General features: G+C 43.8%; 4 protein-coding genes. 2 read left to right on the forward strand and 2 right to left on the reverse strand.

Annotated elements, in window-relative coordinates:
- The coding region (locus tag AB6D80_RS24620) for a LysR family transcriptional regulator (protein ID WP_372189899.1) at positions 1-128 on the reverse strand (128 nt) is incomplete at its 3' end.
- A 110-nt stretch (positions 129-238) separates the two neighbouring features.
- Between AB6D80_RS24620 and AB6D80_RS24625 the strand changes: the two genes are divergently transcribed.
- Together AB6D80_RS24625 and AB6D80_RS24630 are read left to right on the forward strand one after the other, a co-directional pair.
- Positions 239-1,438: an MFS transporter gene (locus AB6D80_RS24625; protein WP_371703519.1), complete on the forward strand. Its 1,200-nt coding sequence runs from the start codon at positions 239-241 to the stop codon at positions 1,436-1,438.
- Between the two features lie 85 nt (positions 1,439-1,523).
- The gene (locus AB6D80_RS24630) at positions 1,524-2,090 is read left to right on the forward strand and encodes a DUF1415 domain-containing protein (protein ID WP_135384408.1); all 567 of its coding nucleotides are present in this window, start codon (positions 1,524-1,526) and stop codon (positions 2,088-2,090) included.
- A 38-nt stretch (positions 2,091-2,128) separates the two neighbouring features.
- On the opposite strand, the gene AB6D80_RS24635 is transcribed toward AB6D80_RS24630, so the two are convergent.
- On the reverse strand, positions 2,129-2,504 hold a 376-nt coding region (locus AB6D80_RS24635; RefSeq protein ID WP_372189898.1), incomplete at its 5' end, for a GGDEF domain-containing protein.

A 2,504-nucleotide genomic window follows, 5' to 3' on the forward strand; every position in this document is an offset into this window, starting at 1 on the left:
GTCTGCTCTAGTTTTTTAATGGAGATACTCAATGCAGGCTGTGCGATATGCAGCGCTTTGGCGGCCTGAGTGAAATTGCCAAACTGAGCAACAGCCAGAAAATGTCGAAGTGGTTTTGATTCAAGCATGTCGATATATTAATTATATAGAGGTGATATTTTTAATATATTTCTTTAATCACTATTGTACTGATAACTTGTTCACAAATAGCTTACTAACTCGCGCAGGCACAACGTAAATGTTTGATAAAGGCAGCCCTCAATACAAACGTATCACCCAATCATTGGCGATTGGATCGTTTATCATTTTCTGTAACCTTTATCTCTTTCAGCCAATCTTGCCGCACATGGCCGAGCACTTCCAAGTATCGGAAACTCAGATCAACTGGCTGTTTGCCGCGACAACACTTGGGCTTTCCATCAGTTTGGTGCCTTGGGCAATCGCATCTGAAACCTTTGGCCGAAAGCCCATCATTCTGTTCAGTCTGTTCGCTATTCCTTTGATTGGACTGAGCATGGTGTTCACGACTACTCTACTACAGCTTGTTATTGCTCGAGCATTCATGGGAATCGCAGTCGCTGCATTTGCAGGTGTGGCTGTTGCCTATATGGTTGAAGAGTTGTCACCTAAGGCATTCGCCATCGCGATTGGTGGGTATATTGCGGCTAACTCATTAGGTGGCATCTTCGGTCGTGTATTGGGTGGCTTGATTACGGACTATTTCGACTGGCATGCAACAGTTCTGTTTTTCGTTGTCGGCTCTTTGCTTGGCGCACTCTATATTGCGTATAGTCTGCCTGACCAACAAAACTTCAAACCTCAGAAAGGGTTGTTCTTTCATCATAACCGCTCGGTTGTGATGCACTTAAGAAACCGTACCTTGTGGCTCGCGATGTTGATTGGTGGCGCTAACTTTGCTCTGTTCGTTAACTTGTACTCAGTAATGGGCTTCAGGCTTGTATCTGCACCTCACTCGGTACCCGTTGGTTTAGCTTCGCTGATATTCCTATGTTACTTAGCCGGTACGATAACCTCTAAACTTTCCAATAAATGGACACTTCGTTTTGACACGTTAAACGGTATATTGATCGGCGTGTGTATCAGCTTAATTGGTATGTTGGTTTCTGCCGTCGACAAAGTCCCATTCATGTTAGCTGGGTTGTTATTGATCAGTGGCGGAGCTTTCTTCGCCCATACCCTAGCCTATTCTTGGGTAAGTCAAAAAGCACCGAGCGCGAAAGCGACAGCAACGGCACTTTACTTAGTTCACTATTACATAGGCGGGAGCTTAGGTGGTTTCTTACTCTTATATTGCTGGCAGTTGTTCGGTTGGAATGGTGTTATCGCCGGTGGGTCTATCTTTTATGTCGCGATATTTGCATGGGTCTACCAGTTAAAACAACTTCAAGTGTCAGCCTCTAAACTCGCACAAGCATAAGTACGACCGAGGTTGTAACTCAATTATTGCTTTTGATTAACGTCCGTTCTGATATCCTACGCAAAATTTCATTTCGGAACCTGTTATGTCGAACACTCAAAGCTCAGATCTTCAAACCATCCATGACCAAGTAAAACAGTGGTTAGACGATGTCGTTATTGGCCTAAACCTGTGTCCATTCGCAGCCAAGCCGCAACGCAATAAACAGATTAAGATCTTTGTGAGTGAAGCAAATACGGAAGAAGCGTTGTTGGGAGACATCATGACGCATTTCGTAGAGTTAGATAACACGCCAGTCCCAGAATTAGAGACGACGTTGGTGGTTGTGCCTAACATGCTGCAAGATTTCTTCGACTACAACATGTTCATTGATTGGATTGAGGCCTTGATCAAGCAAGAAGATTGGGAAGGCGTTTATCAAGTGGCAACCTTCCACCCAGACTATTGCTTTGGTGGTGCGGATCCAGAAGACGATGAAAATCTTACTAACCGCTCTCCGTATCCGGTTTACCATTTGATTCGTGAAGCGAGTATGGAAAAAGTGTTGAAGCACTACCCCAACCCTGAAGCGATTCCTGATACCAACATCGCGAGAGTTGAATCTTTAACACCCGAAGAGCGTCGTAAGTTGTTCCCTTATCTATTCAGTTAAGAACTAACCTTTGAGCTTTAAGAGCTGACAGCTTCAACTTACGAGTCTGAGTGTTCTTGATGATATGGGCGAGATATAAACTGATCTCGTCCATTTTGTTTAGCAATGTACAGGCATTCATCGGCAACTTTGATTAGCGAGTCTAATACCGACATTCTCTCCCCTTTGCTATCTCCAGTACTCAACTCAAAATGACACGCACCGATTGATATAGTGACTGGCTTTCTATCCAGTGTGATTTTCTTCATCTCTTGCAAAAGAGTCATGAACTTATCTTCAACACAACTTGGTGTACTATTTGGATACCAAAGAATGAACTCTTCACCACCAAAACGCGCCACAAACTCTCCATCTTGAATATTATTGCGCAGAACGTTTGCCACTTTCTTTAAAACAACGTCACCCATTTGGTGA

It is taken from the genome of Vibrio sp. 10N.247.310.17 (assembly GCF_041466605.1).
GTDB lineage: Bacteria > Pseudomonadota > Gammaproteobacteria > Enterobacterales > Vibrionaceae > Vibrio > Vibrio tasmaniensis_A.